We start from the raw sequence: 23,723 nt of genomic DNA on the forward strand, positions 1-23,723 counted from the left end.
CCGAAGGACCAGTCAGACCAGAACGCGCAGGCGTGTCGGTATCGGTACGCTGTCAGGCGCGAACTCCACGATTCATATGAGGGACCCCCAACTGTGACGTCGAACGGGCACCAGAGCGGCAAACCCCTGCGCGCGGGGGATCCGCGCGAACTCGACGGTTACCGCATCGTGAGTCGTCTCGGACGGGGCGGCATGGGGACCGTCTACCTCGCCAAGGACGCCTCCGACCGTTCCGTCGCCGTCAAGCTCATCCACCCCGACCTGGCCGACGACGAGTCCTTCCGGCTCCGCTTCGCCCGTGAGGTCGAGTCGGCCCGCCGCGTGGCCCGCTTCTCCACCGCCGGAGTGATCGACGCGCGGCTGGAGGGCGAACCCCTCTTCATCGTCTCGGAGTACGTACCGGGCCCGAACCTGGACGAGGCCGTCCGCGCGGACGGCTCGATGGCGGGCGGCACCCTGGAGAGCCTGGCCATGGGCGTGGCCGCGGCGCTCACCGCCATCCACGGGTCCGGGGTGATCCACCGCGACCTCAAACCCGCGAACGTGCTGCTGTCCCCGGTCGGCCCCAAGGTCATCGACTTCGGCATCGCCCGCGCCCTGGACGATTCCGGGGGCGCGGTCACCCGCTCCAGCCAGCTCATGGGCACCCCCTCCTACATGGCGCCGGAGCTGATCCTGGGCCAGAACGCCACGGCGGCCGCCGACATCTTCGCGTGGGGCTGCCTGGTGGCGTTCGCCGGGACCGGTTCGGCCCCCTTCGACGCAGCCACGGTGCCCGCCGTCCTGCACAACATCTCCTCGGCGCCGCCGCGCCTGGAGGGCCTGGATCCGAGCCTGCACGACCTGGTCGGCTCGGCCCTGGACAAGAAGCCGGAGAACCGCCCCACCTCCAAGCAGCTCCTGGCCCGGCTGACCGGGCAGAAGGACCCGGAGGAGTCCGAGGTGAGCCGCAGCATCATCACCTCGTGGGCCCCGCCGAGCAGCGCCCCGGTCCCCGGACAGCCGCCGCAGAACACCGAGAACCAGGCCGAGGCATCCACCCACCAGGCACCGAGCGGACCTCAGCAGGGCGTGACGACACCGCCCGGCGGTCAGCCCGCCCGGACCCGCAATCCGCCGCACCCGCAGTCCACCCAGGCGCAGCGACCCGCCCAGATGCCCCCCACGGCCCCGCAGCCGCAACCGCCGCGCTTGGAACAGCAGTCCGGCGGCCAGGGGTTCCCGCCCGGCGGAACGCCGTACGGCGGATACCCGCCCCAGGGCCCGGGGCGGGCGCACGGCCACGGGCAGCCGGCCCCCGCCCACTACGGCCCCTCCGGCGGACACCCGCCTCCGGCACAGCAGATGCAAGGCGGGTACCCGTCGCCGCCGCAGGGCCAGCCCGCCTTCGCCTCCGGTCCCGGCGGTCCCGGGGTCCCCGGCGGTCCGGGGCGGCCTCCCGGCCAGCCCGGCGGCACACCTCCCAGAGGCGGCCGCAGGCGGATGGCGGTGATCGGAGCCGCCGCGGGCGCGGTGGTCCTGGTGGCCGCCGTCGGAGCCGTGGTTCTGCTGAACAGGGCGCCAGCGGTTCCGGAGAACATCGTCTCCCTCTACAACACCGACTTCAGTTCCGACCCCGGCTGGATCGGCAGCACCTACGAGGCGGAGGAATCCGACGGGTACTGGGCCGAGCAGCGCGGCCTCATGGTCACGCTCGATCCCGAGGACCAGCCCAGCCGCGGTGAGGTCGTGTCCCTGAACCGGGACGACGTGCTGCCTCCCAGGGTCCTGGTCGAGACCAGCGCGTACGTGGCCGCGGGGCCCGGGCAGGCCCTGTTCGGTGTCCGCTGCTGGGACAACGACGGCGAGGACGGCCGCAGCCAGTACGAGGCCCTGCTGCGCTACGACGGCCAGGGCGCGTCGATCCGCCGCATGAGTGAGACGGAGGGCGACAGCATCCTGGCGGAGACCACCGACGTCTCCGGCTACGAGCCCTACCCCCTCTTCGAGGAGTCGGTACGCGAGGAGTACGGCTATCAGGCCGACGACCCCCTCGGGTTCGACTCCGGCGACGTGGTCGCCAACACCGTCACCCTGGCCTGCGACTACGACGAGGACGAGGACAGCATGGAGCTGTCCATGTGGGTCAACGACGAGCACGCCATGACCACGGTGGACGAGGATCCCCTTCCCGACACCGCCGAGGACGTGGAGGACCGGCGCCGGACCGGCGTCGTGACCCGGCGGGGCCCGGGCAACGAACCGCTCGGGGCGCTCTTCACCGAGTTCTTCATCGACCAGATCATCGAAGAGGAGAGGTGACGGGAAGGGACCACCCGGCCATGGCGGACCTCGGAGCCGGACTGGCATGATGCCGGGAACGGACCCGGAAGGAGCAGTGGACCCATGCGCGCCATCGTCATCGAGGAAAACGGCGGACCCGAAGTACTGCGGCTGACCGAGACGGCCGACCCCGTGCCCGGACCCGGCGAGGTTCTGATCGACGTGGCCGCACGCGGGGTCAACTTCATCGACGTCTACCAGCGCAGCGGCCTGTACGACGTTCCGCTCCCCTACGTCCCGGGGATGGAGGCCGCCGGTGTGGTCGCCGCCGTCGGCGACGGCGTCACCGACCTGTCCGTCGGGCAGCGGGTCGGCTGGGCGATGGCCCCCGGCGCCTACGCCGACAGGGCCGTGGTCAGGGCGTCGCTGGTCGTCCCCGTCCCGGACGCGGTCTCCACCGACCAGGCCGCCGCTCTGCTCCTACAGGGCATGACCGCCCACTACCTCGTCCGCTCGGTGCACCCGGTGTCCGAGGACGACACCGTGTTGGTACACGCGGCGGCGGGCGGCACCGGGCTGCTGATCACCCAGCTGGCCAAGGAGCGCGGCGCGCGCGTCATCGGCACGGTGTCCACCGAGGAGAAGGAGCGCATCGCGCGCGAGGCGGGCGCGGACGAGGTCCTCCGCTACACCGAGACCCCCGTGGCCGAGGCGGTACGCGACCTCACCGGAGGGCGGGGAGTGACCGCGGTCTACGACGGCGTGGGCAGGGACACCTTCGACGCCAGCCTGGCCTCGCTGCGCCCGCGCGGTGTGCTGGCCCTGTTCGGACAGTCCTCCGGCGAGGTGGCCCCGGTGGATCCGCAGCGGCTCAACTCCGCCGGTTCGGTGTACCTGACCAGGCCCTCGCTGGCCCACTTCGTGGCCGACCGCGAGGAACTGCTGGGCCGGGCCCGCGACCTGTTCGCACTGGTGGAGTCGGGCCGTCTGGACGTGCGGATCGGCGGCCGCCACCCGCTGTCCGACGCCGGACACGCCCAGAGCGACCTGGCCTCGCGCAAAAGCACCGGCAAGCTGCTGCTGGTCTGAGCCCGGCGTCCTCCGGGCACGGGTCGGGGAGGGAGCTCACCCAGCGGGCTCTAGCCCTCCTCGCGCGGTTCCGGTGTCCCTCCCGACTTCGCCCCGGCCCGTCGGACGTCGTCGCGTGCGTCGGCGACCGCCCGTTCAGCGGCCTCGGCGGCTTCCGTGGCCGCCCTGGCCGAGGAGGACCGGGCGGGGTCGGGACCGGCGAGCTGCGCCGGGCCAGCCGGTGTCTTCTCGTCCGTCCCCTTCTCCGTGGAGGGTGTGGACTCCGCGGCGTCCCCGGAGAAGGCGTGCGAGACGTTCTTGACCGCCTCGGTGAGCTCGCCCGGGATCACCCAGAAGGTGTTGCCCTCGCCCTGAGCCAGACTCGGCAGGGTCTCCAGGTACTTGTAGGCGAGCAGCTTGGAGTCGGCGTTGTTGGCGTGCACGGCCTGGAACACGCGCTCGACCGCCTGTGCCTCACCGTCGGCGCGCAGGATGGCGGCCTGCTGGTCGCCCTGGGCCTCCAGGATGGCCTGTTGGCGGGCGCCTTCGGCCTTGAGGATGCGGGCCTGGCGCTCACCCTCGGCGTGGAGGATGGCCGCGCGCTTGTCGCGGTCCGCCCGCATCTGCTTCTCCATCGCCTCCTTGATGGTGGGCGGCGGGTCGATGGCCTTGATCTCGACCCGGTTGATGCGGATCCCCCACTTGCCGGTGGTCTCGTCCAGGACGCCCCGCAGGCGGGTGTTGATCTCCTCGCGGGAGGTGAGGGTCCTCTCCAGGTCCATGGAGCCGATGACGTTGCGCAGCGTGGTGACGGTGAGCTGGTCGATGGCCTGGATGTAGTTGGCGACCTCGTAGGCCGCCGCCTTGGGCTGGGTGATCTGGTAGTAGAGGACGGTGTCTATGTTGACGACGAGGTTGTCCTCGGTGATCACCGGCTGCGGACGCGAGGTGAAGACCCGTTCACGGAGGTCGAACTTGGTGTTGACCCGGTCGACGCCCGGGATGATGAAGTTCAGGCCCGGACCGAGGGTGCGTGTGTAGCGTCCGAAGCGCTCGATGTTGTACGCCCTCGCCTGAGGGACGATGCGGATCGCGGACAAGGCGACGGCGACGACTATGACCGCGAGGATGATGAGGGCGATGGTCGGTTCCATGTTCTGCACCTGGCCTATGTACGGGGATGTGGCTGGTTCAGGGCAGTGCTTCGCGCGGGTAGACCACGGCCGTCGCTCCGTCGATCTCCATGACGTCGACGCGCGTACCCACCGGGATCACCATGTCTTCGTCGATGCAGCGCGCGGACCACTCCTCTCCGGAGAGCTTGATCCTTCCCTGTTCGCCGTCGACTTCCTGTAGGACGACGGCGGAGCGCCCGACGAGCGCCTCCGCACCCGACCTGGCGTCGGGTTCGCCTCGCATCTGGCGCTGCATGATCGGTCGTACGAGGTAGATGCCGGCCGCCGCCGTGACGGTGAAACCGATGATCTGCACGGCCACCGGCATTCCGATGGCTCCGAGGAGGGCGGCTATCAGTGCCGCGACCGCGAGGAGGCCGAGCACAAAGGTGAGTGTGAGGACCTCGGCGATGCCCAGGCCGATGGCGAGGATGAGCCAGACCAACCAGGCGCCCATGTTCCTGTGACCCTCCCGCTGTGTTCGGGGTATTTCTTACGCTACCCACACAAGCCCGGTGAAGCACGTGTTCCGTGGCAGAGTTCTCGGGCCGTGACGCACGGACGCGGCTCCCGGTGGCACCCGCTCAGGACCACCGCGAACCGCGTCCGCTCCGCCCGCCCTACCGTCCGCCGGAGAACTGGTAGACGAGCTGGTACGTGGGCCGGTTCTGCCAGGCGATCGGCCACATGTTGATACCGCCCACCGCCTGGTGGATCACCGTGTCGGCGCACAGCTGGTCCCCCACCGCGCAGTGGCCGTCACCGGGGTAGACCTCCCCCGCCGGGGTGGCGGCGGCCTGGGCGAGGGTGTCCAAGAGGATCGTGCGGCAGGCGTCCAGGTCGCCCCCACCGCAGTAGGCCCCGCCCAGCGATCCGTCGACATCCCGCCCGAGCACGGTGCGCAGGTCCTTGTCCGCGTACGACCACCAGCCGTACTGGAAGGCCGATCCGCGGTGGGGCTGCCCCTGGTTGACGCTGCCGGGCTCGCCTCCGCCGATGGCGCCCGAAGGGGACTCGTCGGTCTGGACGGCCCGGGTGAGCTGGGTGTAGAGGTCCTCTCCCAGCTCCGGCTCGAACTGCGCCCGGACCAGCAGCGGCCACCAGGCGTCCAGCGTGCGGATGGCGTTGGCGTAGGAGTAGTACCCGGCGTCGCGGAAGGGTTCGCGGCGCGAAGAGCCCGCCTCGTGCCAGAGCCGCAGCTCCTCCACGGCGGAGGCCAGCTCGGGATCGGCCACGTCCTCGGTGTCGATGACCTCCAGCAGGAGCGGGAGGATCTCCTGGGCCCGCAGGTCGGCGACACCGGCCTCCATCATCGTCCGGGTGAGGCTGGCGGTGGTGAACCGGTGCCCGTCGGCGATCAGCGAGGACACCCGGCCGTCGAGCAGGTCGCCGCGGTGCACCGGGCCGGACGCCCAGCCGGAGGTGTAGCCCCGGGCGGGCTTGTTGTTCCAGTTGACGATGTAGTCGGGGTTGACCTCCTGCGGGTGGTCCTCCATCGGGTGGTGGTCGGCGCCGTTGGTGTCGGGGTCCCACCCGGACCATCCCGAACCGGAGTAGGCGTCGATGGGCAGGTTGGGGTTGGTGCCCTCGGTCCGGACGGGGTTGGCGCCGGAGTTGACGAAGGCGATGTCCTCGTCGTCGACGTAATGCCAGTTGAAGGCGTAGCCGATGTCCTCGGCCGCCTCGGTGAAGGACGCGGCGGAGGTGACCTCGTCCGGGTCGTTGAAGCGCTGGAAACCGAGGATGGAGTCGACCTCGCGCATGTAGGTGGAACGCAGCGTCGTGAACGCCACGGGTTCGCCGTCCACGGTCGCGAACGAGTGCACCAGCCCGAACTCCGAGCGCAGGGATGTCAGCGTGTAACCGCCCTCCGGGGTGCCGTCGGCGACCGTGGGCGACCACTCGTTGGTGACGCTCAGCTCCTCGAAGGGAACGCAGGCCCCGGAGCCGTCCACGTAGGCGCGTGAGGCGGTGTTGGACGCGGAGCCGTCGGTCTCGCACAGCTCGACCGCGAAGGTGTCGGTGACGTCCTGGCCCGCCGATGTGGCGCTCCAGGCGTAGTCGGCGCCGCGACCCATCTGGACGTAGAAGCTCACGCCCGCGAAGGAGGCGCCGCGCGCGCTGATGCCCGGGCCCTGGAGCTCCTGGAGCATGAGCAGCTGCGGGGAGAAGTAGCCGGTCTGGGGGCCCATCACCGCGACGGGGTTGCCGCTCTCGGTGTGCTCGCCCGAGACCAGGAGGGCGTTGGACATACCGCGCGGGTCCATGAAGCCGTCGGGCAGGACGCCGTCGTTGAACACGCCCTCGACCGCGGACAGGTCGCCCTCCTCGGCCATCTGCTCCAGTTCGTCCTGCTTCTCCTGGGGCAGGTCCTCGACGGTGGGAGCCTCTGGTTCCTCCACGGTGCCCGCCAGCGGCGCGGGGGCCTCGGCGGTCCCACCGCTGAGCGCGGAGCCGTGTTCGCCGTGGACGATGTCGTAGGGTTCGACGGATCCCGGATCGGGCACCACCTCGCCGACCGGGTCGTCGGGGGTGCCGCTGTAGGGGAACTCGCCCCCGACACTGACCAGGGCCTCGGGGTCGTTCTCCATCCGCCAGGCATCGTAGAGTTCGGCTCCCTCCTCGGAGCCGTAGCGGTCCTGGAAGTTGGCGAGCACGATGGCGGACCGGACCTCGCCGCCACCGCCGCCGCCGAAGATGCCGCCGACCATGGAGGCGATGCCGACCACGTCGGTGGCGGTGAAGGGCTCGATCTCCCCGGCGTTGGTGACGGAGTCCTTGTGCCCGGTCAGGACGTACTCGCCGGGGAAGTAGCGTCCGCTGTCGGCCTGCTCGACATAGGTGTTGACGCCCTCCAGATAGGCGTCGACGTCGGCGAGGGCCTGTTCGCCGCGTTCGCCGCTGGCGGCGACCCGGTCGATCTGTGCCCGCTTGTCCTCCTCGGTGTAGGGGGCGTTGCGCCACAGGTCCTGTTCCAGGCCACGGTTGCCCTCGGCGCCTCCGGCGAAGGAGGTGAGCTCGCCCCGGCCGACCCGGCGCAGCACGTCCATGAGGAAGAGCCGGTCCTCGGCGGCGACGTACCCGGCGCCGAACATGGTGCCCTCGCGGGTGGTGCCCCGGACGTGCGGGATGCCGTGGCCGGCGTCGCGGGTGACGGTGACGTCCTCGCGCGGCTTGTACTCGCGGCCCACGTCACCGGGGTCGACGCCGAATCCGGCGTCGAGGAAGAAGTCGTCCAGGCCCTCCTCGGTGAGGCCGTCGTAGTGGTGGACGAGGTCGTCGTACATGTCCAGCTGGCTGGAGGAGTGGTTGGGCCGGGTGCCGAAGACCTGGTGCCCGAGGATCTCGACAAGGGTGGCGCTGCCGTTCTGGCCCGGGGGAAGGACGTCGAGGCACCCCGCGGGCGCGCAGTAGTCGGCGGGGGGCTCGGGAGACGCGAGGGCCGGTGGGGCGGGAAGGGCGGCGACGGTGGCCGCGGTCACCGCCAGCGCGGCACCCGTGGCGCCGGCGCGTAGCCATCGTGCGTGGGAGGGGAACAAGAGCTGTCACCACCTGGGGGTGCGGGCGATGGATCAGCGGCATGCTAAGCACGGTCGGGGAAATCACGAAAGAGTTTCATGTTTTGGGCGGCAGGCGGTACCCCGCACCAGAAAACCGGCGGGTTTGAGGCCGCCCACGGCACACGCAGCCCGGATCACTGAGCACCTCCGGCGAGGGAGCCGGCGTGGGAGCTTCGGAGTGGCCACATCCGGCCACGGCCTCCTCCGCCCGCCAGTCGAACTGCGAAGGGCCGGAGAACACGGTGTCGCCGGTGCCGGGAAGCTGGTCCCCCGGTCTCAGGGCTTTGACACAATCTCGACATGCACCAGTACCCGAACCCCAGCCCGGACCCGAACGAGCCGTGGCACCAGCCCAGCGGTGGAACCCCCGGTTGGGGTCCTCCCCCGGAGCAGTACCAGGGCGGGGTGATGGAGCCCTACGGCGCCGCCGCCGGCTACCAGCCCGCGGTGCCGCAGCCCCAGCCCCCGGCCCTCGATGACACCCCCATCGGCTCCATCGGTGAGATCGCGTTCTCCCAGAACACCGTGTTCACCCCCGTGGGACGCTTCCCCATCAAGGGGACGGTGTGGACGGTGAACGACATGAGCCGCACCGAGCAGAACATCCCGGTGTGGGCCATCATCTTGGCGATCCTGTTCATCTGGGCCTGCCTGCTGAGCCTGCTCCTCCTGCTCGTCAAGGAACAGAAGACCACCGGGCACGTACAGGTCACCGTGCAGGGACACGACAAGCACTACAGCACGTCGATCATGGTGAGCCACCCGACCATGGCGGGTCAGATCCACCAACAGGTGAACTACGCGCGCAACCTGACCTGAGCCGGCCCCGGCCCGAGGCCGGGCCGCGTACGGCCGCCCGGCCTTCCGGCAGGACCACCGGACCGGCGGTGGCCGCGGCCGCCGGCAGGGCGTTACCGGGCCGTGGCGGCGGCCACGGCCACGGCGCCCAGATGGACCGCCCGTGCGAGTCGCACGGCGCGGCGGATGTCGGCCGTCTCCGCCCCGGGGCCCTCCCCCATCTCGGGACGACGCTCCGCGTGTCCTCGGTAGACGTTGGCGCCGCCCAGGGTCCTGCCGAGCGCACCCGCGAACGCGGCCTCACACTGCCCCGCGTTCGGGCTGGGGTGCCCGTCACCGTCACGCCGCCACACCATCCACGCCGCGCGGACGTCGCCGCCCACCAACGGCGCGGCCAGGACCGCCAGGAGCGCGGTCAGCCGCGCCGGGCCCCAGCCGGCCACGTCGTCCAGCCGTGCCGACGCCGCGCCGAACCGCTCATAGCGCTCGTCGCGGTGGCCGACCATGGCGTCGAGGGTGTTGACCGCGCGAAAACCCGCCAAGCCGGCCACACCGCCCAGAGCTCCCCAGACCAGGGGGCCGACCACCGCGTCGGAGGTGTTCTCGGCGACCGACTCGACCACCGCGCGGGCGATCCCGGCCTCGTCGAGGTCTGAGGGATCCCTGCCGCACAGGTTCGGCAGGAGCTCGCGCGCCCGTTCCAGGTCACCGCGTTCCAGGGCCTCGGCGATCCGTTCGGCCTCGCGGCACAACATGCTGCCCCCGAGCACGGCCCACGTCGTGACCGCCGTCGCCGCCCCGCCCCGGACCAGGGAACCCGCGCCCACCACGGGAAGCACGGCACCGGCCGCGAACAGGGCTCCGCACGCCCTGGAATCCCCGTGGACGAGCTTCTCCCACCGCCCGACGGCGCGCCCGTAGAGGGCCACGGGATGCCCCCGGCGCGGGTCGGGCACCACCCTGTCGAGCAGGAAGCCCGTCACCAGTCCCAGAGATCGCACGCGCCCACGGTAGCCGCACCGACGAACCCGGATCACAGCGAGCCATGGTTGTTACTCTCTGTTGTTAGATAACTACTTATAGTGATTGCCGGTCACTCGCCAGGAGGCTCCGGATGTTCACCACGATGGTTGCCCTGATGGTTTTCGCAGGTCAGTGGTGGATGTTCTGACCCACCAGACCACCCGGGCCACCGGGACTTCGCGAAACGCCAGCGGCACAGCACCGCACCGGGAGTTAATCACCGGTAACGTGGTGCACGAGGTCCTTAGCGACCGATTTGACGGAACGCGCGTGGTAACGAGAAGCAACTACGAATCACCGTAGTTGGTGAGGCTTTGCCCTCCTGTGGGCGACATCGGGCCAATACCCTAGAATGTCTGCCCAGGACGCCCCAGGCGCCACAACACGGAGCTCCCCGACCGTAGGCGCCGACCCGGGCACCACCCGCCTCCGGCACGTAGCGCCCTCCGGCGACCACGGGTAACAGCGTGGTAACGACCTGCCATGGCGGGCGACAATTGAATCAGGCACCCGTAGCTCAGTGGATAGAGCATCGGACTTCTAATCCGACGGTCGCAGGTTCGAATCCTGCCGGGTGCGCCACAAAACCCCAGGTCAGACGGGGTGCGCGAGTCGAACAGACGAGGCGCGGAGCCCGGATCAGGGCCTGAAATGCTCCGTGTGTGCTCCCCAGTGCAAGGTCCAGTACATCAGGGCGAGGACCTCGCGGAGCATTTTGCCGTTCCGTGACCGTGGCGGCCATCGCCCGGGGCGCCCCGTGTCCGCCCGTTAGCGCCCCACAAACGCCCCAACGCCGTCGCGTGGACACCGCAGGACCGGGGCGGCACGCCCTACCCGCCCCCGGGCCGCATACGGCTCCTTCAACCAAACCCCTTACCCCGCAGGGCTTCGCACATCACAATCAGATAGCACGAAACAAGGAGTGCCTGGTCGTTGTCGACCAGACCGAACTGCTCGTCATCCCAGGTCCAGCCATCGTCCCAGCCCTCGGGGTTGTTGATGCGGTGCTGGCAGAGATCCTGAGCGACCGTCGCGATTCGAGAGTCATGGCTGGGCAGGTTATTAAGGTCGCACAGGCGGCCCAGAGACTCCTCCTCGCCAAGAGCACAAGTCCACCACAACCTAACAACCGCTGTCCCTAACGTGGAAGCCCCCGAGTGGCTCATGAAGCAGGCCCAATCCATACTGGGCGCATGGATCTTCGCCGCGACAAGCACCGTGATGAGCGCGACCAACTGGACGAGGTGATGCGGGTCATCATTGAGGCGCTGCGTACCTTCCCATCCGAGGGCAACTGCCAACTACGTGACTTCCCTCGGGGTTCGTGTTCGGTGGCATCCTTCGTGATCGGGTCTCTGCTCCGAGAGTGGGGATACGGCGACTGGACCCTGGTCTCGGGGGAAGGCGATGATGAAGAGTCATCGGGGGGACTGCGGACCCATGTGTGGCTGGAGCTGCGCAAAGACGGAAGGATCCTGTTCTCGCTGGATGCGACGGCTGACCAGTTCCCTCAGTGGGAGAGCGGACCCTTGGTGATCAGGGGCGAGTCGTCTATCGCGCAGTATTTCGCAGTAGGGCGGAATGAGGCCCTGGCAAGTGAGCCGTTTGAGAGAATGGCGGACCATTTCCACATACGACCACTGGAATATGTCCGCAGCAGGCTTGCCGGTGGCACCCGGGAAGGATGCCCCTGACGTTCGGGGTGTTGGGGGTCGAGGTGGGTTGCTATAGAATTTATCAGTAAAACTCCCCGCTCAGCGGTCAGTAGTGAGCGCTTCCAGTGCGCGAGCCTTGTCTACCTCGGTGAGCAGGGCGTAGCGGCGGATGTTTCTAATCTGACGGTCGTAGGTTTGAATCCTGCCGGGCGCACCACAAAACCCCAGTTCATGCGGGTTCATTGAGGGCCTTAACCGAGGTCCTCGTGGCGATTAGGTGCCGTGTGTGCTCTTGATGTGCTGCCCAGTACAAGGTCAGTGTAGGTGGGGGAACCTCGCGAAGCACTTTGCCGACCTGTGCCCCTGATGACTTCAGACTTCCCAAACAGCCGGGTACGCCCAAACGTCCTGCGAGCTGCCCAGGCGCCCGCATGAGCGAAGACCACCCATACAGGGTCGGATAAGCGCCCACGTTCGGAGGTGGCCTTATCTACCACTGGCCGCCGCTACCCCACCTGGGCGACAATCCGCATCCACGGACAAATCCCATGCATCTTGCACAGTCACAGCGCTGCACATTCATACTAATAATTTCCCCAAATCAAAATAATATTTCATATTCCAGGTATCACCTACCCAAAAAATACAGACAGACAAGAGAAACACCCAGCAACCCCTTCAAGTGGACCGTCAAACATTAACCGCAGATCCAACAGTGAGATTGAATTGCAGACTTCCATTGCCACCCTCGCCCAAGTCATCCCCGCCGTTTATATCGCATTCACCATCTACCTTCAATATTCCCTCAAGTCAATGTTCGACACAAAACCTATCGCCAAACAAGAAGCAAAGCTAAAGGAGCAAGAGGCGATATTCGAATGCGCCAACTTTGATATCACTGAGCTTCGCTCCCAAAAAATTGACCCAAGCTCCATCCACAGTAGACACGAAGAGGTAAAACGCCTAGCCAGCGTTCGATTTTACGCACTAGGGGAGCTAGCACAGCTCAAGCAAGGCCTGCGAGCGATGCGCTTCAGGTATATATTCATGGTGTACAGCATTACAATACTGTCACTACTCGTTTCCCTGATTGCCGCAATCGAGTTCTACCTGCTCTACCTACTCTTCCACCAATGGACCCAAGCAGTCCCGATTTTGTTCGCAGTGGCAGCATTAATGTCACTACTCGGCATCTACTCGATTGGAGAATCCGTTGCTCGATTCGACGACCCCAACCGACGTATATGCCAAATAAATATACATGGGGAAATTGCCCTCGGAGTTTGTCTGATTGGTGGAATCGGACTCCTTCTGGCAGCAGCGATTTCCGTAGCTATGCTTAGATGAGAAATCTTCACATACAAAGAATTGTCACGCCTTTAATCTGATCGCGTAACAGAAAAAATACATCGGACCTTTGAAGCGTCAACTGGCCCGGGGCACGACGAAACCCCAGGCCAGCAGGGGTGAACTCGTGGGCCGGCCTGGGGTTGATGGTGTCGTGTGGCTCCTGGTGTGCTCGCCGGTTCGGCTACACCGCTGCCGTCACCGCTACCGCCTGGCGGGTTTGAGCATCGCGGCGGTGGCCTCGGCCGCTGCCCTCGCGACCTCGGGGAAGACGGTCTGGTAGGTGTCCTGGGTGAAGTGCGTGGTCGCGTGCCCGAGTTCTCCCGAGACCACCTTCACATCTGCCCCCGCGGCGAGCGCGAGCGAGGCCGCGCCGTGGCGCAGCCCGTGCAGGTGGATCGGCGGCAACCCCGCCGCCTTCGCGATTCGGTTGAACCACCGGGTCACCTGTCCCGGATGCCATCCCGACCCATTGGCCTGGGTGAACACCAACTCCGAGTCCGCCCAGCCCTCTCCTGTTTGGAGGCGGGCTTCGTTCTGGAACTTCTTCCACGAGCGCAGCACCTTCACCGTGTCCTTGTCGAGGGTGATGGTGCGTTGTCCGGCCGTGCTTTTCGGCGTGGTCGTGGCTATTTTCCAGCCCAGGGTCACCACCTGGGTGCGGATGTCCACCTGTCCGTCGGTGAGCCGGGTGTTGGCCCAGGGCAGCCCAACTGCTTCTCCTCGGCGGAGTCCTTTGACGGCGATAAGGTGGAACAGCGGGAACAGCCAGGTGTACTTCTTGGCGTGGGCCAGGAAGGTGATGGTCTGTTCCGGGGTCCACACCATCACCTCGCCGGGCACGACTCCATCGACCTGCCACTGGCGTACCCGGTCGGTTGTCCACACCAGAGGCTTCGCACGCGGGCACGAGGGCAACCGGACGTGGGAGGCGATGTTCACTGACACCGGCAGGTCCGGGCGCCTGACCGCTTCGGACAGGGCACTGCGGAGTGTGGCGCGGATGCGGTGCTTGGTGGCCAGCGACACCACCCGCCTACCTTTCACCGAGGCCCGCACCTTGGCGTCGTCGGATTCACGGCACTCCAGGATGTGCGCGTTGTGTTCTTCGACCTCGGCGAACATCGCCTCGACCTGCCAGGAGGTGAGCTTGTCCAACCGGGTGCGCCCCAGGTGCGGAACCAGGTAGTTACGGATGTGGCCGGCGTAGGACAGACGGGTCTTCTGGGCCAGATCGGGCTTGCCCACCAGCCACTCGTCCAGCCACTGTGCGACGGTGGGCACCGTCTCCCGGACACGCATCCCCGTGCCGATGCGGCGCTTGACCTCCTCCACCTCCGGGAGGCGGTGACGTCCCCGCAGTGCGGCCTGGACCAGGTCCGCGACCTGCACCTCAACCTCTGGTTCTTCGTCGGCCAAGCCGATAAGGACCTTGAGATGGTCGATCGCCCGCTGGGCTTCCTCCTGAGAACCCAGCCCGGTGCGCCTGGCCTGACGGCGCCGCCCCTCCGAGGTACGGGGCAGCTCCAACTGGAAGCCCCACTCCCCGTGCCGGGGATTCCAGCCGCCCTCCTCCCGGCGCAACCGGGGGCACTTCGCCCCCAGGAGCTTGTCGGTCACCTGGTCGCGGCATCCGCAGCGTTTGAACACCGACCCGTCATGAGAAGCCATCTACTTCCCGCCTTTCGTGTGGTCACCGCGCGCACCGCACCCACACCCACCCCATGGCGGAAAGGCCAGGTGGTCCAGGCCGAGGTGGGCCAGGACTCCGGCGGTGGGCACCACCCACGCCTTGCCCGCCCGATGCGCGGGCACCGGGAAGGCACCTTCGCGCAGGAGCCGGTAGGCAGTGGTGCGGCCCAGCCCGAGCATCCGCCCGGCCGTGACCACGTCCAGCACCACCGGCAACGAGCCGACCTCGTCCAACCTCACCTGAGGTTCCCCTTTCACCCAAACCACCTCCCCACCACCTGTGAACTGCGCGGATACGGTGCGCGGCCCCGCATGTGGCGGGGCACCACGCATCCACGCTCGACCTCGCCGAGAAGTGCAAGCGGATTCACCACATCCCCCACCGGATTCACGCTCCTCTGTTCATTCGCCCACCCGTTTCGGGCGGTATGCCGTTTTCCCTGGTCAGGCCCACAGGCAGCCCCTGTCGGCTACCCGCGACCCGGCTGGGGTGACGGGGCCGAACCCGGGCGGTGGGGCCGGCGTGGGGCACCACAACGCCCCACGTCGGCCCCGCCCCAGCGGGCTACCGCCCGTGCCCCGGCCAGAGCCGTCTGCGGCCCGACGGGCTCGGCTCAGTCCGGGCGCACGTGCCCGGTGTAGGACAGCCAGGCCCGGTAGGCGGCCCGGGCATCGTCGGGGATGGCCACGGCCCGGTAACGTCCCGCACCGTGGGTGTGCTCGACCACGTAGTGCTCGCCCTCCCACGCCGGGATCCGACCCAACAGGGCCGCGATGTCGGCGACCTCGTCGAAGGCCTCGTCCTCGGTGTCGGTGTGCGGGAAGTAGACGACCTCCACCCGGGTGTGCGGCCCCAGAGGCAGGTCGGGGTTCAGGTCCAGGAAGTCGGCCAGGGCACGGATGTCGTCGATGATGCGCCTGCGCAGGTCCGCCGAAGCGGTGTCAGAGAAGCCCACAGGACCAGGTGTCCTTTCACTGCGGGTGTCGGGAACGGCGGCGGAATCGGACGGTTTCACGCAGCCGCCCTCTCTTCTCCTGCGACTGGGGTGGGGTTGGTGAAGACCAGTGCGTCCTCGTGCTGGATCACGTGTACCTGCCTGCCTTCCTTGCGCAGCCGTCGCGTCTCGACCTGCTGGAAGAACGAGGTCCGCGAGACCACCTCCCCGCCGCGCAGTGCGCACAACAGGGCCGCGCACCGGTCGATCTGCATCAGACCCGCACGTCGGCCCGCTTCGGCGACCTGGCCGGGGAAGTCGACCAGACGGCCCTGGGTGCGGTAGGGGCGGGTGGTCACCACGACCACCCCGCCCGGGGCCAGCAACGGCCTGCACGCGGCCATGATCCGGGCGAATGACGAGGTCAACGCCTCGGGTTTTTGGTAGGCGAGGTTGTCCGCGCGCCGATCACGGTCGCGGGAGTAGGTATAGGCGTGCTTCTCCACCGCCTCAGCTCCGTCGCGGCGCGAGCGCACCTGCCCGTGAGTCATGGACCCGTATGGCGGAGAGGTCAACACCAACCGCACTCTCCCGGCCAAAGAACCGTCAGCAGCCAGCCCGGTGAGGGTGCGGGCGGCCTCACCGGTGTGCACCTCGCCCTGACCCAAGGCCCCCCGGGCCGCGGCGGCCTCCAGGTTCAACCTCGCGATACCGGCCCACTTGGGCTCCAGCTCCACCCCGAAGGCGTTGCGGCCCAGGTGGACGGCCTCGACCAGGCTGGTGCCGATCCCACACATCGGATCCAGCACCACGTCTCCAGGCCGGGTGTAGGTACGGATCGCGTGACGGGCGATGGCCGGAAGCATCTTGGCCGGGTGCTCCACCGACAAACGGGAGTAGCGATTGCCGCGCTGCTGGCGGGCCTGCTGCTGCCCGGTCAACCACACCGACCACCCCGCACCGCGCACCCGGCCGTTTTGCTGTTCGGGGTGCTCGTGCGGGCACACCCCGCCGAGCAGGTCTTCCTGACATCCGAGGTCGGGGGTGTCCTGGGTCATGCGCCCACCTCCCCGAGCATGCCCGCGGTGACCGTGTGGCCCTTCTTCGGAAGGCGGAACACTGAGATGTTCAGGTGTGCAGGCGAGGTGATGGAGGCCGCCGCGTCAGCCACCGAGGCCGGCAACCCTGCGTCCGCCTCGTCCTGGTCGGGGTCGAAGCCCTCGCCCCGGACGGGGATGGTCGTACCGAGCCCGGCTCCGCAGAGCGGCGCGGTAATCGCGATGACGTGCTGCAGGTACACCAAGCCCGCACAGGAGGCGGCCCGCACCAGCCCCGGAGCCGGGTCGATGACCGCGCCCTGGGGGGTGTGCCCGAGTGAGGTGATGGCGGCGATGACCCCACCGGGACGGGTGATCGTCGCGGCGAACATCACCTGGGCCCGCATCCGCCGCTCGTGTAGCTGCTGGGCCTCCTCGTTGGCGGCGGACAGCGTCAAGGCCGTCAGGTCGGCCCACGCCACCCCGCTCTCCCCACGCGCCGATCGGTGAGCCGAGGTGGGCGCAACCACCTCGTAGAAACATCCCGCCGCTGCGGCCTGCTCGGCGATCAAGCTGGTGCCGCTCAGGTCCGCGACCACCTCGCCGGGGCGGGTGTACTCGTCCACCAGTCGGCGGGCCAACCGGCGCGGCACCGGCACGAGGCCCCCGCTCGGAGGAGATGGCTGGTGCGTGGTCGGCGCGCACAGCCATATCGCCAACGGCGGCCTACCCATGCGGGAGGTGTCGTCGTGGGTGTGTGTCATCAGGAGCTCCCTTCTTTCTTCTCGCCCTGATGACCCCCTAAGAAGACACCCCCACAGCGAATGCGACACCGGCCCCCGAAAACCCTCGGGCGGGTGGAGAACGTTGAAGGCCCGGGACCCGCACCAGCGGTGAGCTGGTGCGGGTCCCGGGCCTTCACCCGGTCGGCGTGGCGCGGGTCAGGTGCGCCTGCCGTTCAGGCGGCAAGGGCACCCCGGCTGCTGCAACATGTCCCGAAAGACGAGGGGCATGGGCAGGGCGATGATCATCGCGAGGTGGTCCAGCGGGGTGCCGTGGCAGCACCGGCCGGTGGCCCGGTCGTGCGCGACGAGGTGGTGCCCGCACGCCCCGCAGATCGTTCCGGGGCCGCGCTCGGAGTGGTGAACCATTCCAGGCCAGTCACCGCGCACGTAGTAGGTGTTCAGCAGGCGGCTGGTGCGGTTGACGACCCCGACCAGGGTCGCGGTCACACACAACCCGGTCAGAACCAGAACGTACTTCCACTCCAGGCAGCCGAGGTCGAACACGGTCCAGGCAACATCAAACACGAATACTCCCTAGGGGTATGTAGAAGGTGGGGGTGCGGGCTGTTCAGATGCCCGCACCCCGGGTGGTGTGGTCAGGCCTGGTGCTTAAGGGAGCGGTAGCGGCGCGGCCGGTCGCAGGTCTGCACCACCTTCCCCTCCTTGGCCAGGCGTGCGAGGTTGTTCTGAATGGCTCCGATGGAGCGGCCCTGGAGCAGGTGGCTGATCGCGGTCGCGGTGAACTCCTCGCCCGGTTCGGCGTCGAGAATCGCTTTGACCATCAGCTTCAGTTCGCCCGACGCGAGCCGGGTGCTACGGCTGACGGGGTTGAGACCTTCCCCGGTAGTGGCTCCGACCCGCATGGCGGTCACCGCGGCCCCGGACGCGGCAGCCCTGGCCCGCTGGGGCGGGGCGGGCGGCGTGAGGGTACGGGTGGCGGGCACGTTCTGGTCGTTCGCCGTTGCCGTGACCGCCTCGTCCGTCGGAGGCTGCTCGGAGGTCACCTGCACAGAGGTGTCCTGCGTTGCCGGAGTGGAGGTGGGAACACCCACCTCGGGGGCCTCCTCCGTAGTGGCCTCCGGCGCGGTGTCGGGTCCAGTGGCAACCATGTCGGCCTCCTCCTCGGCGTGGTCATCCGCCTCGGGTGAGGTGCCCTCACGCGAGGTCGTGTCCGGCGTGGTGGAGGTGGTCACCTGCCAGGTGTCGGGCAGGCGGCGGCGACCATCGCGCCCGCCCGGGGTGCGCACCGCCAACTCGTCCTTCTCCAGGGCCGGGAGGTGTTTGGCCAGGGTGGACTTGCCCACCCCCGCCAATTCAGCCAGCTCGGTGACGGTGACGGGCTCGATGGCCTCACCGAGGGCGGTCAGGATGATCTCGCGGGTGCGTGTGGCCGAACGGCGCGGGGTCGAGGTGGTCGTGGTCATGGCAGACGGATCCCTTCGTAGAGCGGTGGTGGGAGGGGCCGCCCCGCTCCGCACGGGGCGGGGCGGCCGGTCGGGGTGGTTCTAGGCGTTGTGAATGCGCAGAATCTCGGTCACGGTGTTATGGAGCGCTTCTGCCTCCATCTGGGCGGCGTCGCTGACGAGCTCACCGTGACCGATGCCGCACCGGTGGGTGCGGCCCCTCCACACCTCCGCCTCGAACGGTGCCGGTTCCAGCTCGAAGGCCTTCAGGAGGACGTTGACCGTGATGGCCTGTGCCGGTGTGTACACGTAGGAATCGACAACGGTGTCTCCGTCGCGGAACCAGGAGCGGGACTCGATCTCGAACCCGTAGGTACGCATGGCCTGCCGCATACGGGTGACGTACGGAGCTGAGCGCAGGGTGTCGGCGAGCCACTGGTCCATGGCGTCCAGGACCGCGATGTCGACATCGTGGGCATGCTGCTCCCAGAAGTCGGCCCCGAGTTCGCTGTAGCGTTCGAGGGCGTCAGCCACCAGGTCGGCGTAGCCGTAGACGATGAATGTGGACTGCGAGGCCGGGTCCAGGGTGGCTGCGGTGGTTACGCGGTAACCCCTGCGAGGCACATCGGCGACGATGACCGCTCCCGGCCCGGTGATGTGCACCTTCTGGAGCATGGCTGGGGTAATACGGTCACGGGCGAACCATTCGCCAGCGGTCGCGGTCGTGATTCCTGCGAGCATGGATGAACCTCATTTCGTGGCATGCCGAACACCGGGCTCGGCGCGAGGTGGATGTTGGGTGGCGGGCGCCCCGCCCCGTGACGGGGCGCCCCCGGTGAGGTGGGTCAGGTACGGGTGCGGCGCAGGTAGGCCTCGACCGCCTCACGCGCCCGGCGGGCGTTGGCACCCGCGATGAACTGCTGGCGCAAGGCCTTGGGCCAGCCGGTGACGTGCCGGTCGCCGTCGCTAATCGTGATCAGGGACAGTGCCCCGGTTTTCTCGTCGGTCGGACTCTTGACGGTGACCGTGATGTTCGGATTGGCCCGGTAGGCGTAGAGGTCCCCGACCCTCATGGGAGTGAGGGGGGAGTCGTCGCTAGCGAACCGGTGGTAATAGCGCGGAGCGGCGGTCAGGTCGAACCCACACGCCTGCATGTGCTGGCGCATCCGGGTGACGACAAACCCCGTGGCAGTGATGTCCTCGACCGTCTGATCCAGGCACTCCCAAACGGTGCAGTCAACGGCCGGAACCAGCTCCTCCCAGGCCCGGTCCCCGTGCCCCTCGGCGTACAAGTCGAGGTTGAAAACCAGCTCGTGGTAACCGAACACGATGAAGGAGGTCTGGCTGGTGGGGTCGAGAGCGCGCGCGTGGGTCGCGTAGTAGTCACGTCGGCACAGGTCAGCGATGATCACACCGCCGGGGCCGATGTTGTTCAGGGTGCGCAGCATGCGCGAGGTGATCTCGGCGGAGGCGAACCAGTCAGCGATAGTCACGTTGGGAACGCGATCGAACACGTGGAGTCCTTTCCGTGGGCGCGCCGAACACAGCGCTCGGCGCATGGGTGTCGGGTGACAGGGGCCGCCCCGCCCCGTGCGGGGCGGCCCGGTGCGGGTTAGGAGCGAAGGTCCAGGTACAGCTGCGCCCGCAGGGGTGCCTCGCGCACGAACCGGGGCGGTGCGGTGTGGGTCACCCGCTGCGTCCAGGAGGTCACGAAGTGGCCCTGGTCGTACATGTCCAGGGACATCAGGAGACTGGCGGGGCGGCGCTGCACGCAGCAGGTGGTGAAGGTGATGCGCGGGTTACCGCGCAGGGTGAAGGTGTCATCGATCCGCCTCGCACCGTCCAGCGTGTAGCGGCAGACGGGGCGGCGGTTCAGGTCCATCCGGTACAGGGTCATGTCCCGTCGCAGGGCGCGGACCAGGGGGCTCATGCGCATGGAGAACGCTGCCCAGTGGTCGAGCTGGTCCCAGGTGGTGTCGGTGACCGCATCGGCCAGCTCCTCCCAGTCCTGGTCGTAGTAGTCCAGGTCGTGGACCAGGTCACCGTGACCGTAGACGGGCACCCGGCCTCGGGCCTCGGTGCAGAGGTGGCGGGCATGGGTGACCTCGTAGGAGGACTGGTAGAGGTTGGCGATGATCAAACCGCCCGGTCCGGTGCGGTGCAGGTCGCGGAGCATGTCCACCGTGACCTCCTCATCGTCGAACCGTTCACGCATCGTGGGAATGACAGACATTGCGGAGCCCCTTTCAAGGCATGCCGAACACAGCGCTCGGCGCATGGGTCTCGGGTGGTAGGGCCGCCCCGCCCCGTGCGGGGCGGCCCGGTAGGCGCTAGCGGTCCTGAGTCAGGGCGCAGGTCACCGTGGAGGCGACCAGGCGGCTGGTCGCGGCGTGGGTGAGCGTGCCGCTGGTGCCCAGGGTCAGGTCAGCGATCGGCTGGGTGTCGTCGTCCGGGTCGTTGGCGGTGATCCGGGTCGGTTCGGTGAAGCCGAAGCTGACCGTCACGCTCGCGAGCCGACTGCCTCCCGCGAGCCGGTAGTAGTCCGTCATCTGGGGCAGCCCATGCCTGGGGAGCGTGAAGGTGGGAGCGGCGCTCAGGTAGGCTCCCGCGTCCGCCAAGGCTCCGCGCAGGTCTTCCACCTGGAGGTTCATCGCTCGGATTCCTGGCCAGTCGGTGCGCCAGTCAGCGGCGATGTCGGTCAGGTCCTGCGCGAGGTCGTCGTCGGTGGCCGTGTGCCCGTCTTCGGCGTGGTGGTCGGCCATCTCGCGCAGCCCCTGGTATCCGGTGATGATCATCCGGCTGGGGTTGAGCGCGGTGTGCGGGCCGACCGCCTCCACCTGGTGGGTGTCCTCGTGCCAAGTCAGGCACGCACCCGGCCCGTAGGCACGCAGGTCCTCGATGTGGACGCGGCTGATGATGATCCGCGCTCCGTGGGGCATACTCGTGCTCACAGCACACTCCATCTCATTGGTTGTGTTGGGCCCGCGCCCAGCCGTCCTGGCTCCACACCTGTCCGGTGGGCGCGGGTGTTGCGGTGGGGCCGGTCTGGAGGTTGCCGCCTCCAGGCCGGCCGCATCAGGCCGAGGTGAGGGCCCCGAGGGGCACGAACACGACCGGCCGCAAGGTCTGGATCCCGCCCGTGCTCTGGCCGGGGATGTCCCCGTACGTGAGGCACAGCGCCGATCCGTCCTGGTGGCTGTAGTCGGACGTCTGGTAGCTCGGGCTCCAGCCGGTGGGCGGGAGGTTGCGCACCTCTTCCGTACACTCGGGGCAGATGATGACCGGGGCACACTGCCCGGGCTTGTTTCGGTCAGCCATGGTTTCCTCCGTTGTCGCTGTAATCGCGGGGTTCGCGCCGTTTTAGTTGGCCGGAACCATGCGGTGGGCGTAGAGCTTGAACAGCAGGGCTCCGAGCTCGGCACGGTGCCGAACCGCGCGGGCGTGGTCGTCCGCAGCCCGCCGGGCTTCGGGGCTCGCCCCCTGGATGCGGTGCAGGTGCACCGCCCGGCCTCGTGCGGCCAGCTCCCGGGCGATCGCCGCCTCGTAGTCGCCGGCCACCTGGTGCGCCCGTTGGGCGCGTGCCCGGTTCGCGATTTCGTCCTGCGTGGGCGGCCTGGGACGGGCGAATACTCGCCCGGTTATTATCGCCATGGCGCGCATAGTGCGCATTTTCTCACCCCCTTCCATTTACGGTTTTCCTTCGTTGGCGGTCCGAGGTTCACTTGGTTGACCGGTGTTTGTCAACTCGTGTCGCGAACCTTTTTCTACGCGCCCCGTAAACGGCATCCGTTTCGGGGTGGAACCCAAGGTGACCTTGGGCGATACAGGTTTGTCAACCCGTGTCGCGAGAAATTATCCTCGCCCACCCCGGAACCGTTCGCCACCCCGGAGAACACGCCAATAGGAACTTGGTTGGCGCGGGGTTGTCAACTCGTGTCGCGTACTTTTTTTGGCGCGGCGTTCCCAGAAAGGAACCGCGCACGCGCGCGAGGGGGGTCGTGGCGTGTTCAGAACTCATCTGGGTGATCATGTTTTCCATTCCCGGCGCCGAGTTGGGTGATCACCAAGCCCTCACGGAAGGCCTTCTGTGAATATCAAAGAAAGGAAGGGAGAGCGCCTCACAGGAACTGTGAGACGGGAGAGGAGGGGCAGGGGGAGGGCAGGAGGACACAGCAGGACGGGGGCGGCCGGTAGGCCGCCCCCGTCGCAGGAGAGGGGGCGCGCCGCCCCCTACGTGAAGATGACTACCCACTGGGTATAAGTCTGGACGCCCATCGGCCCACCCAGATGCCCAGTGACCTGCTGTTATGCCAGCTCAGGGGTGGGCCAGCTAAGATCGGCCCACCTGGCGGCCCGGGCGACGGCCCACCCAGCGGCCCAGGGGGTTCACTTCGGGTTCACTCGGCTGCGGTCCGCGCGAGCGGAAGCGGGCAGGTGCGGCTCCCTGCCTCGGGGCACCGGGGTTCACCGCGCCGGATGCTTCGGGGACTCGGCCATCGCGCGACTCGCCTTGTTGGGTTTTTCCGAGATGAGCGAGAGCTTTTCTTTCAGGGACCGGTAGACCTGGTGTGCGATCTCAGGACGGCCCCGTGAAACATGGACGGCCATGATTCGCTGGTACAGCGGTTCGTTGAATTCGTCGAACAGGCAGGCCTGCTCCAGGAAGCGGATCTTCGACTCTTCTTCCGGGGCGTTCTCCGCGAGTTCCAGAAGGGACTCGACCACGGCACGGACACATGATTTCCGCGCCGTTTGCGCCCACATATCCTCAGAGCCTGCGAGGAGTTTGACGGGGTGCATGCGAACGAGGTCTTCCAGAGCCTGTTTCCGGGGCCCTCCTTCGAGGGTCCTGGATTCCTTGTATGACCGGGAGAAGTCCCAAAGGTCCACGGAAAAGAGTGCGGAGTCCAGTGAGCCCTTTTCATCGTGAGCGTGCTGGTCACAGGCTCACACCGACTGCCCGAAACCTCTCCGGACAGCAAG

At 68.0% G+C, this 23,723-nt stretch carries 23 protein-coding genes and 1 tRNA gene; 5 read left to right on the forward strand and 19 right to left on the reverse strand.

All coding sequences use genetic code 11. The annotated features are described in order from the left end of the window. Positions 1 to 93 precede the first annotated feature (93 nt). Both AC0T5L_RS24090 and AC0T5L_RS24095 read left to right on the forward strand, forming a co-directional pair. Positions 94 to 2,301 (forward strand): serine/threonine-protein kinase, encoded by a 2,208-nt coding sequence (locus AC0T5L_RS24090; RefSeq protein WP_476167765.1) that lies wholly within the window; start codon positions 94 to 96, stop codon positions 2,299 to 2,301. Between the two features lie 84 nt (positions 2,302 to 2,385). Further along, positions 2,386 to 3,351 carry a quinone oxidoreductase family protein gene (locus AC0T5L_RS24095; protein ID WP_476167766.1) on the forward strand — a complete coding sequence of 322 codons (966 nt, stop codon included), beginning with the start codon at positions 2,386 to 2,388 and terminating at the stop codon, positions 3,349 to 3,351. A gap of 50 nt (positions 3,352 to 3,401) precedes the next feature. Here AC0T5L_RS24095 and AC0T5L_RS24100 read toward each other — a convergent pair whose 3' ends face one another. The 3 genes from AC0T5L_RS24100 to AC0T5L_RS24110 form a co-directional block, all read right to left on the reverse strand. Continuing rightward, positions 3,402 to 4,484 (reverse strand): SPFH domain-containing protein, encoded by a 1,083-nt coding sequence (locus AC0T5L_RS24100; RefSeq protein ID WP_476167767.1) that lies wholly within the window; start codon positions 4,482 to 4,484, stop codon positions 3,402 to 3,404. 37 nt (positions 4,485 to 4,521) lie between these two features. Further along, the gene (locus tag AC0T5L_RS24105; protein ID WP_476167768.1) at positions 4,522 to 4,962 is read right to left on the reverse strand and encodes an NfeD family protein; all 441 of its coding nucleotides are present in this window, start codon (positions 4,960 to 4,962) and stop codon (positions 4,522 to 4,524) included. Positions 4,963 to 5,125: 163 nt separating this feature from the next. Further along, complete coding sequence (locus AC0T5L_RS24110; RefSeq protein WP_476167769.1) at positions 5,126 to 8,044, reverse strand: penicillin acylase family protein; 2,919 nt, start codon at positions 8,042 to 8,044, stop codon at positions 5,126 to 5,128. Positions 8,045 to 8,365: 321 nt separating this feature from the next. Here AC0T5L_RS24110 and AC0T5L_RS24115 point away from each other — a divergent pair, with 321 nt between their 5' ends. After that, entirely contained in the window at positions 8,366 to 8,884 is a 519-nt protein-coding gene (locus AC0T5L_RS24115; protein ID WP_476167770.1) for a hypothetical protein, read from the forward strand. A 92-nt stretch (positions 8,885 to 8,976) separates the two neighbouring features. On the opposite strand, the gene AC0T5L_RS24120 is transcribed toward AC0T5L_RS24115, so the two are convergent. Continuing rightward, on the reverse strand, positions 8,977 to 9,864 hold the full coding sequence (locus tag AC0T5L_RS24120) for a cobalamin biosynthesis protein (protein WP_476167771.1): 888 nt from the start codon (positions 9,862 to 9,864) through the stop codon (positions 8,977 to 8,979). Between the two features lie 528 nt (positions 9,865 to 10,392). Between AC0T5L_RS24120 and AC0T5L_RS24125 the strand changes: the two genes are divergently transcribed. Continuing rightward, a tRNA-Arg gene (locus AC0T5L_RS24125) sits at positions 10,393 to 10,468 on the forward strand. A 278-nt stretch (positions 10,469 to 10,746) separates the two neighbouring features. On the opposite strand, the gene AC0T5L_RS24130 is transcribed toward AC0T5L_RS24125, so the two are convergent. Beyond that, positions 10,747 to 11,187 carry an AbiJ-related protein gene (locus tag AC0T5L_RS24130; RefSeq protein WP_476167772.1) on the reverse strand — a complete coding sequence of 147 codons (441 nt, stop codon included), beginning with the start codon at positions 11,185 to 11,187 and terminating at the stop codon, positions 10,747 to 10,749. A 1,080-nt stretch (positions 11,188 to 12,267) separates the two neighbouring features. On the opposite strand from AC0T5L_RS24130, the gene AC0T5L_RS24135 reads away from it, so the two are divergent. After that, the gene (locus tag AC0T5L_RS24135; protein WP_476167773.1) at positions 12,268 to 12,888 is read left to right on the forward strand and encodes a hypothetical protein; all 621 of its coding nucleotides are present in this window, start codon (positions 12,268 to 12,270) and stop codon (positions 12,886 to 12,888) included. 204 nt (positions 12,889 to 13,092) lie between these two features. Here the strand turns inward: AC0T5L_RS24135 and AC0T5L_RS24140 are convergent, their stop codons facing one another. The 14 genes from AC0T5L_RS24140 to AC0T5L_RS24205 all read right to left on the reverse strand — a co-directional run bounded on the left by AC0T5L_RS24140 (position 13,093) and on the right by AC0T5L_RS24205 (position 23,630). After that, positions 13,093 to 14,559: a tyrosine-type recombinase/integrase gene (locus tag AC0T5L_RS24140; RefSeq protein WP_476167774.1), complete on the reverse strand. Its 1,467-nt coding sequence runs from the start codon at positions 14,557 to 14,559 to the stop codon at positions 13,093 to 13,095. Then, positions 14,560 to 14,838: a helix-turn-helix domain-containing protein gene (locus tag AC0T5L_RS24145; protein ID WP_476167775.1), complete on the reverse strand. Its 279-nt coding sequence runs from the start codon at positions 14,836 to 14,838 to the stop codon at positions 14,560 to 14,562. A gap of 356 nt (positions 14,839 to 15,194) precedes the next feature. After that, complete coding sequence (locus tag AC0T5L_RS24150) at positions 15,195 to 15,536, reverse strand: hypothetical protein (protein WP_476167776.1); 342 nt, start codon at positions 15,534 to 15,536, stop codon at positions 15,195 to 15,197. A 56-nt stretch (positions 15,537 to 15,592) separates the two neighbouring features. Further along, positions 15,593 to 16,573 carry a TRM11 family SAM-dependent methyltransferase gene (locus AC0T5L_RS24155; RefSeq protein ID WP_476167777.1) on the reverse strand — a complete coding sequence of 327 codons (981 nt, stop codon included), beginning with the start codon at positions 16,571 to 16,573 and terminating at the stop codon, positions 15,593 to 15,595. After that, positions 16,570 to 17,316: a hypothetical protein gene (locus AC0T5L_RS24160; protein WP_476167778.1), complete on the reverse strand. Its 747-nt coding sequence runs from the start codon at positions 17,314 to 17,316 to the stop codon at positions 16,570 to 16,572. The genes AC0T5L_RS24155 and AC0T5L_RS24160 overlap by 4 nt, the downstream gene beginning before the upstream one ends. 177 nt (positions 17,317 to 17,493) lie before the next feature. Further along, positions 17,494 to 17,862: a hypothetical protein gene (locus tag AC0T5L_RS24165; RefSeq protein WP_476167779.1), complete on the reverse strand. Its 369-nt coding sequence runs from the start codon at positions 17,860 to 17,862 to the stop codon at positions 17,494 to 17,496. A gap of 71 nt (positions 17,863 to 17,933) precedes the next feature. Beyond that, positions 17,934 to 18,761 (reverse strand): winged helix-turn-helix domain-containing protein, encoded by an 828-nt coding sequence (locus AC0T5L_RS24170; protein WP_476167780.1) that lies wholly within the window; start codon positions 18,759 to 18,761, stop codon positions 17,934 to 17,936. 81 nt (positions 18,762 to 18,842) lie between these two features. After that, positions 18,843 to 19,415 (reverse strand): hypothetical protein, encoded by a 573-nt coding sequence (locus AC0T5L_RS24175; RefSeq protein WP_476167781.1) that lies wholly within the window; start codon positions 19,413 to 19,415, stop codon positions 18,843 to 18,845. A gap of 170 nt (positions 19,416 to 19,585) precedes the next feature. Next, positions 19,586 to 20,233, reverse strand: coding sequence for a hypothetical protein (locus AC0T5L_RS24180; protein ID WP_476167782.1), 648 nt, complete (start codon positions 20,231 to 20,233; stop codon positions 19,586 to 19,588). A gap of 119 nt (positions 20,234 to 20,352) precedes the next feature. Next, entirely contained in the window at positions 20,353 to 20,973 is a 621-nt protein-coding gene (locus AC0T5L_RS24185; protein ID WP_476167783.1) for a hypothetical protein, read from the reverse strand. A gap of 97 nt (positions 20,974 to 21,070) precedes the next feature. Further along, positions 21,071 to 21,691, reverse strand: coding sequence for a hypothetical protein (locus tag AC0T5L_RS24190; RefSeq protein WP_476167784.1), 621 nt, complete (start codon positions 21,689 to 21,691; stop codon positions 21,071 to 21,073). Between the two features lie 124 nt (positions 21,692 to 21,815). Then, positions 21,816 to 22,058 (reverse strand): hypothetical protein, encoded by a 243-nt coding sequence (locus AC0T5L_RS24195; RefSeq protein ID WP_476167785.1) that lies wholly within the window; start codon positions 22,056 to 22,058, stop codon positions 21,816 to 21,818. A gap of 42 nt (positions 22,059 to 22,100) precedes the next feature. Further along, a complete protein-coding gene (locus AC0T5L_RS24200) occupies positions 22,101 to 22,409 on the reverse strand; it encodes a hypothetical protein (protein WP_476167786.1) in 309 nt (102 codons plus the stop codon). A 795-nt stretch (positions 22,410 to 23,204) separates the two neighbouring features. After that, complete coding sequence (locus AC0T5L_RS24205; RefSeq protein ID WP_476167787.1) at positions 23,205 to 23,630, reverse strand: BTAD domain-containing putative transcriptional regulator; 426 nt, start codon at positions 23,628 to 23,630, stop codon at positions 23,205 to 23,207. Positions 23,631 to 23,723 lie beyond the last annotated feature (93 nt).

It is taken from the genome of Nocardiopsis sp. TRM 82005 (assembly GCF_056312425.1).

Excerpts from the sequence above, each read along its gene's own strand:
- AC0T5L_RS24095 (WP_476167766.1), top strand. The coding sequence starts at position 2,386 with ATGCGCGCCATCGTCATCGAGGAAAACGGCGGACCCGAAGTACTGCGG.
- AC0T5L_RS24100 (WP_476167767.1), bottom strand. The coding sequence starts at position 4,484 with ATGGAACCGACCATCGCCCTCATCATCCTCGCGGTCATAGTCGTCGCC.
- AC0T5L_RS24105 (WP_476167768.1), bottom strand. The coding sequence starts at position 4,962 with ATGGGCGCCTGGTTGGTCTGGCTCATCCTCGCCATCGGCCTGGGCATC.
- AC0T5L_RS24115 (WP_476167770.1), top strand. The coding sequence starts at position 8,366 with ATGCACCAGTACCCGAACCCCAGCCCGGACCCGAACGAGCCGTGGCAC.
- AC0T5L_RS24140 (WP_476167774.1), bottom strand. The coding sequence starts at position 14,559 with ATGGCTTCTCATGACGGGTCGGTGTTCAAACGCTGCGGATGCCGCGAC.
- AC0T5L_RS24155 (WP_476167777.1), bottom strand. The coding sequence starts at position 16,573 with ATGACCCAGGACACCCCCGACCTCGGATGTCAGGAAGACCTGCTCGGC.
- AC0T5L_RS24160 (WP_476167778.1), bottom strand. The coding sequence starts at position 17,316 with ATGACACACACCCACGACGACACCTCCCGCATGGGTAGGCCGCCGTTG.
- AC0T5L_RS24170 (WP_476167780.1), bottom strand. The coding sequence starts at position 18,761 with ATGACCACGACCACCTCGACCCCGCGCCGTTCGGCCACACGCACCCGC.
- AC0T5L_RS24175 (WP_476167781.1), bottom strand. The coding sequence starts at position 19,415 with ATGCTCCAGAAGGTGCACATCACCGGGCCGGGAGCGGTCATCGTCGCC.
- AC0T5L_RS24185 (WP_476167783.1), bottom strand. The coding sequence starts at position 20,973 with ATGTCTGTCATTCCCACGATGCGTGAACGGTTCGACGATGAGGAGGTC.
- AC0T5L_RS24195 (WP_476167785.1), bottom strand. The coding sequence starts at position 22,058 with ATGGCTGACCGAAACAAGCCCGGGCAGTGTGCCCCGGTCATCATCTGC.
- AC0T5L_RS24200 (WP_476167786.1), bottom strand. The coding sequence starts at position 22,409 with ATGCGCACTATGCGCGCCATGGCGATAATAACCGGGCGAGTATTCGCC.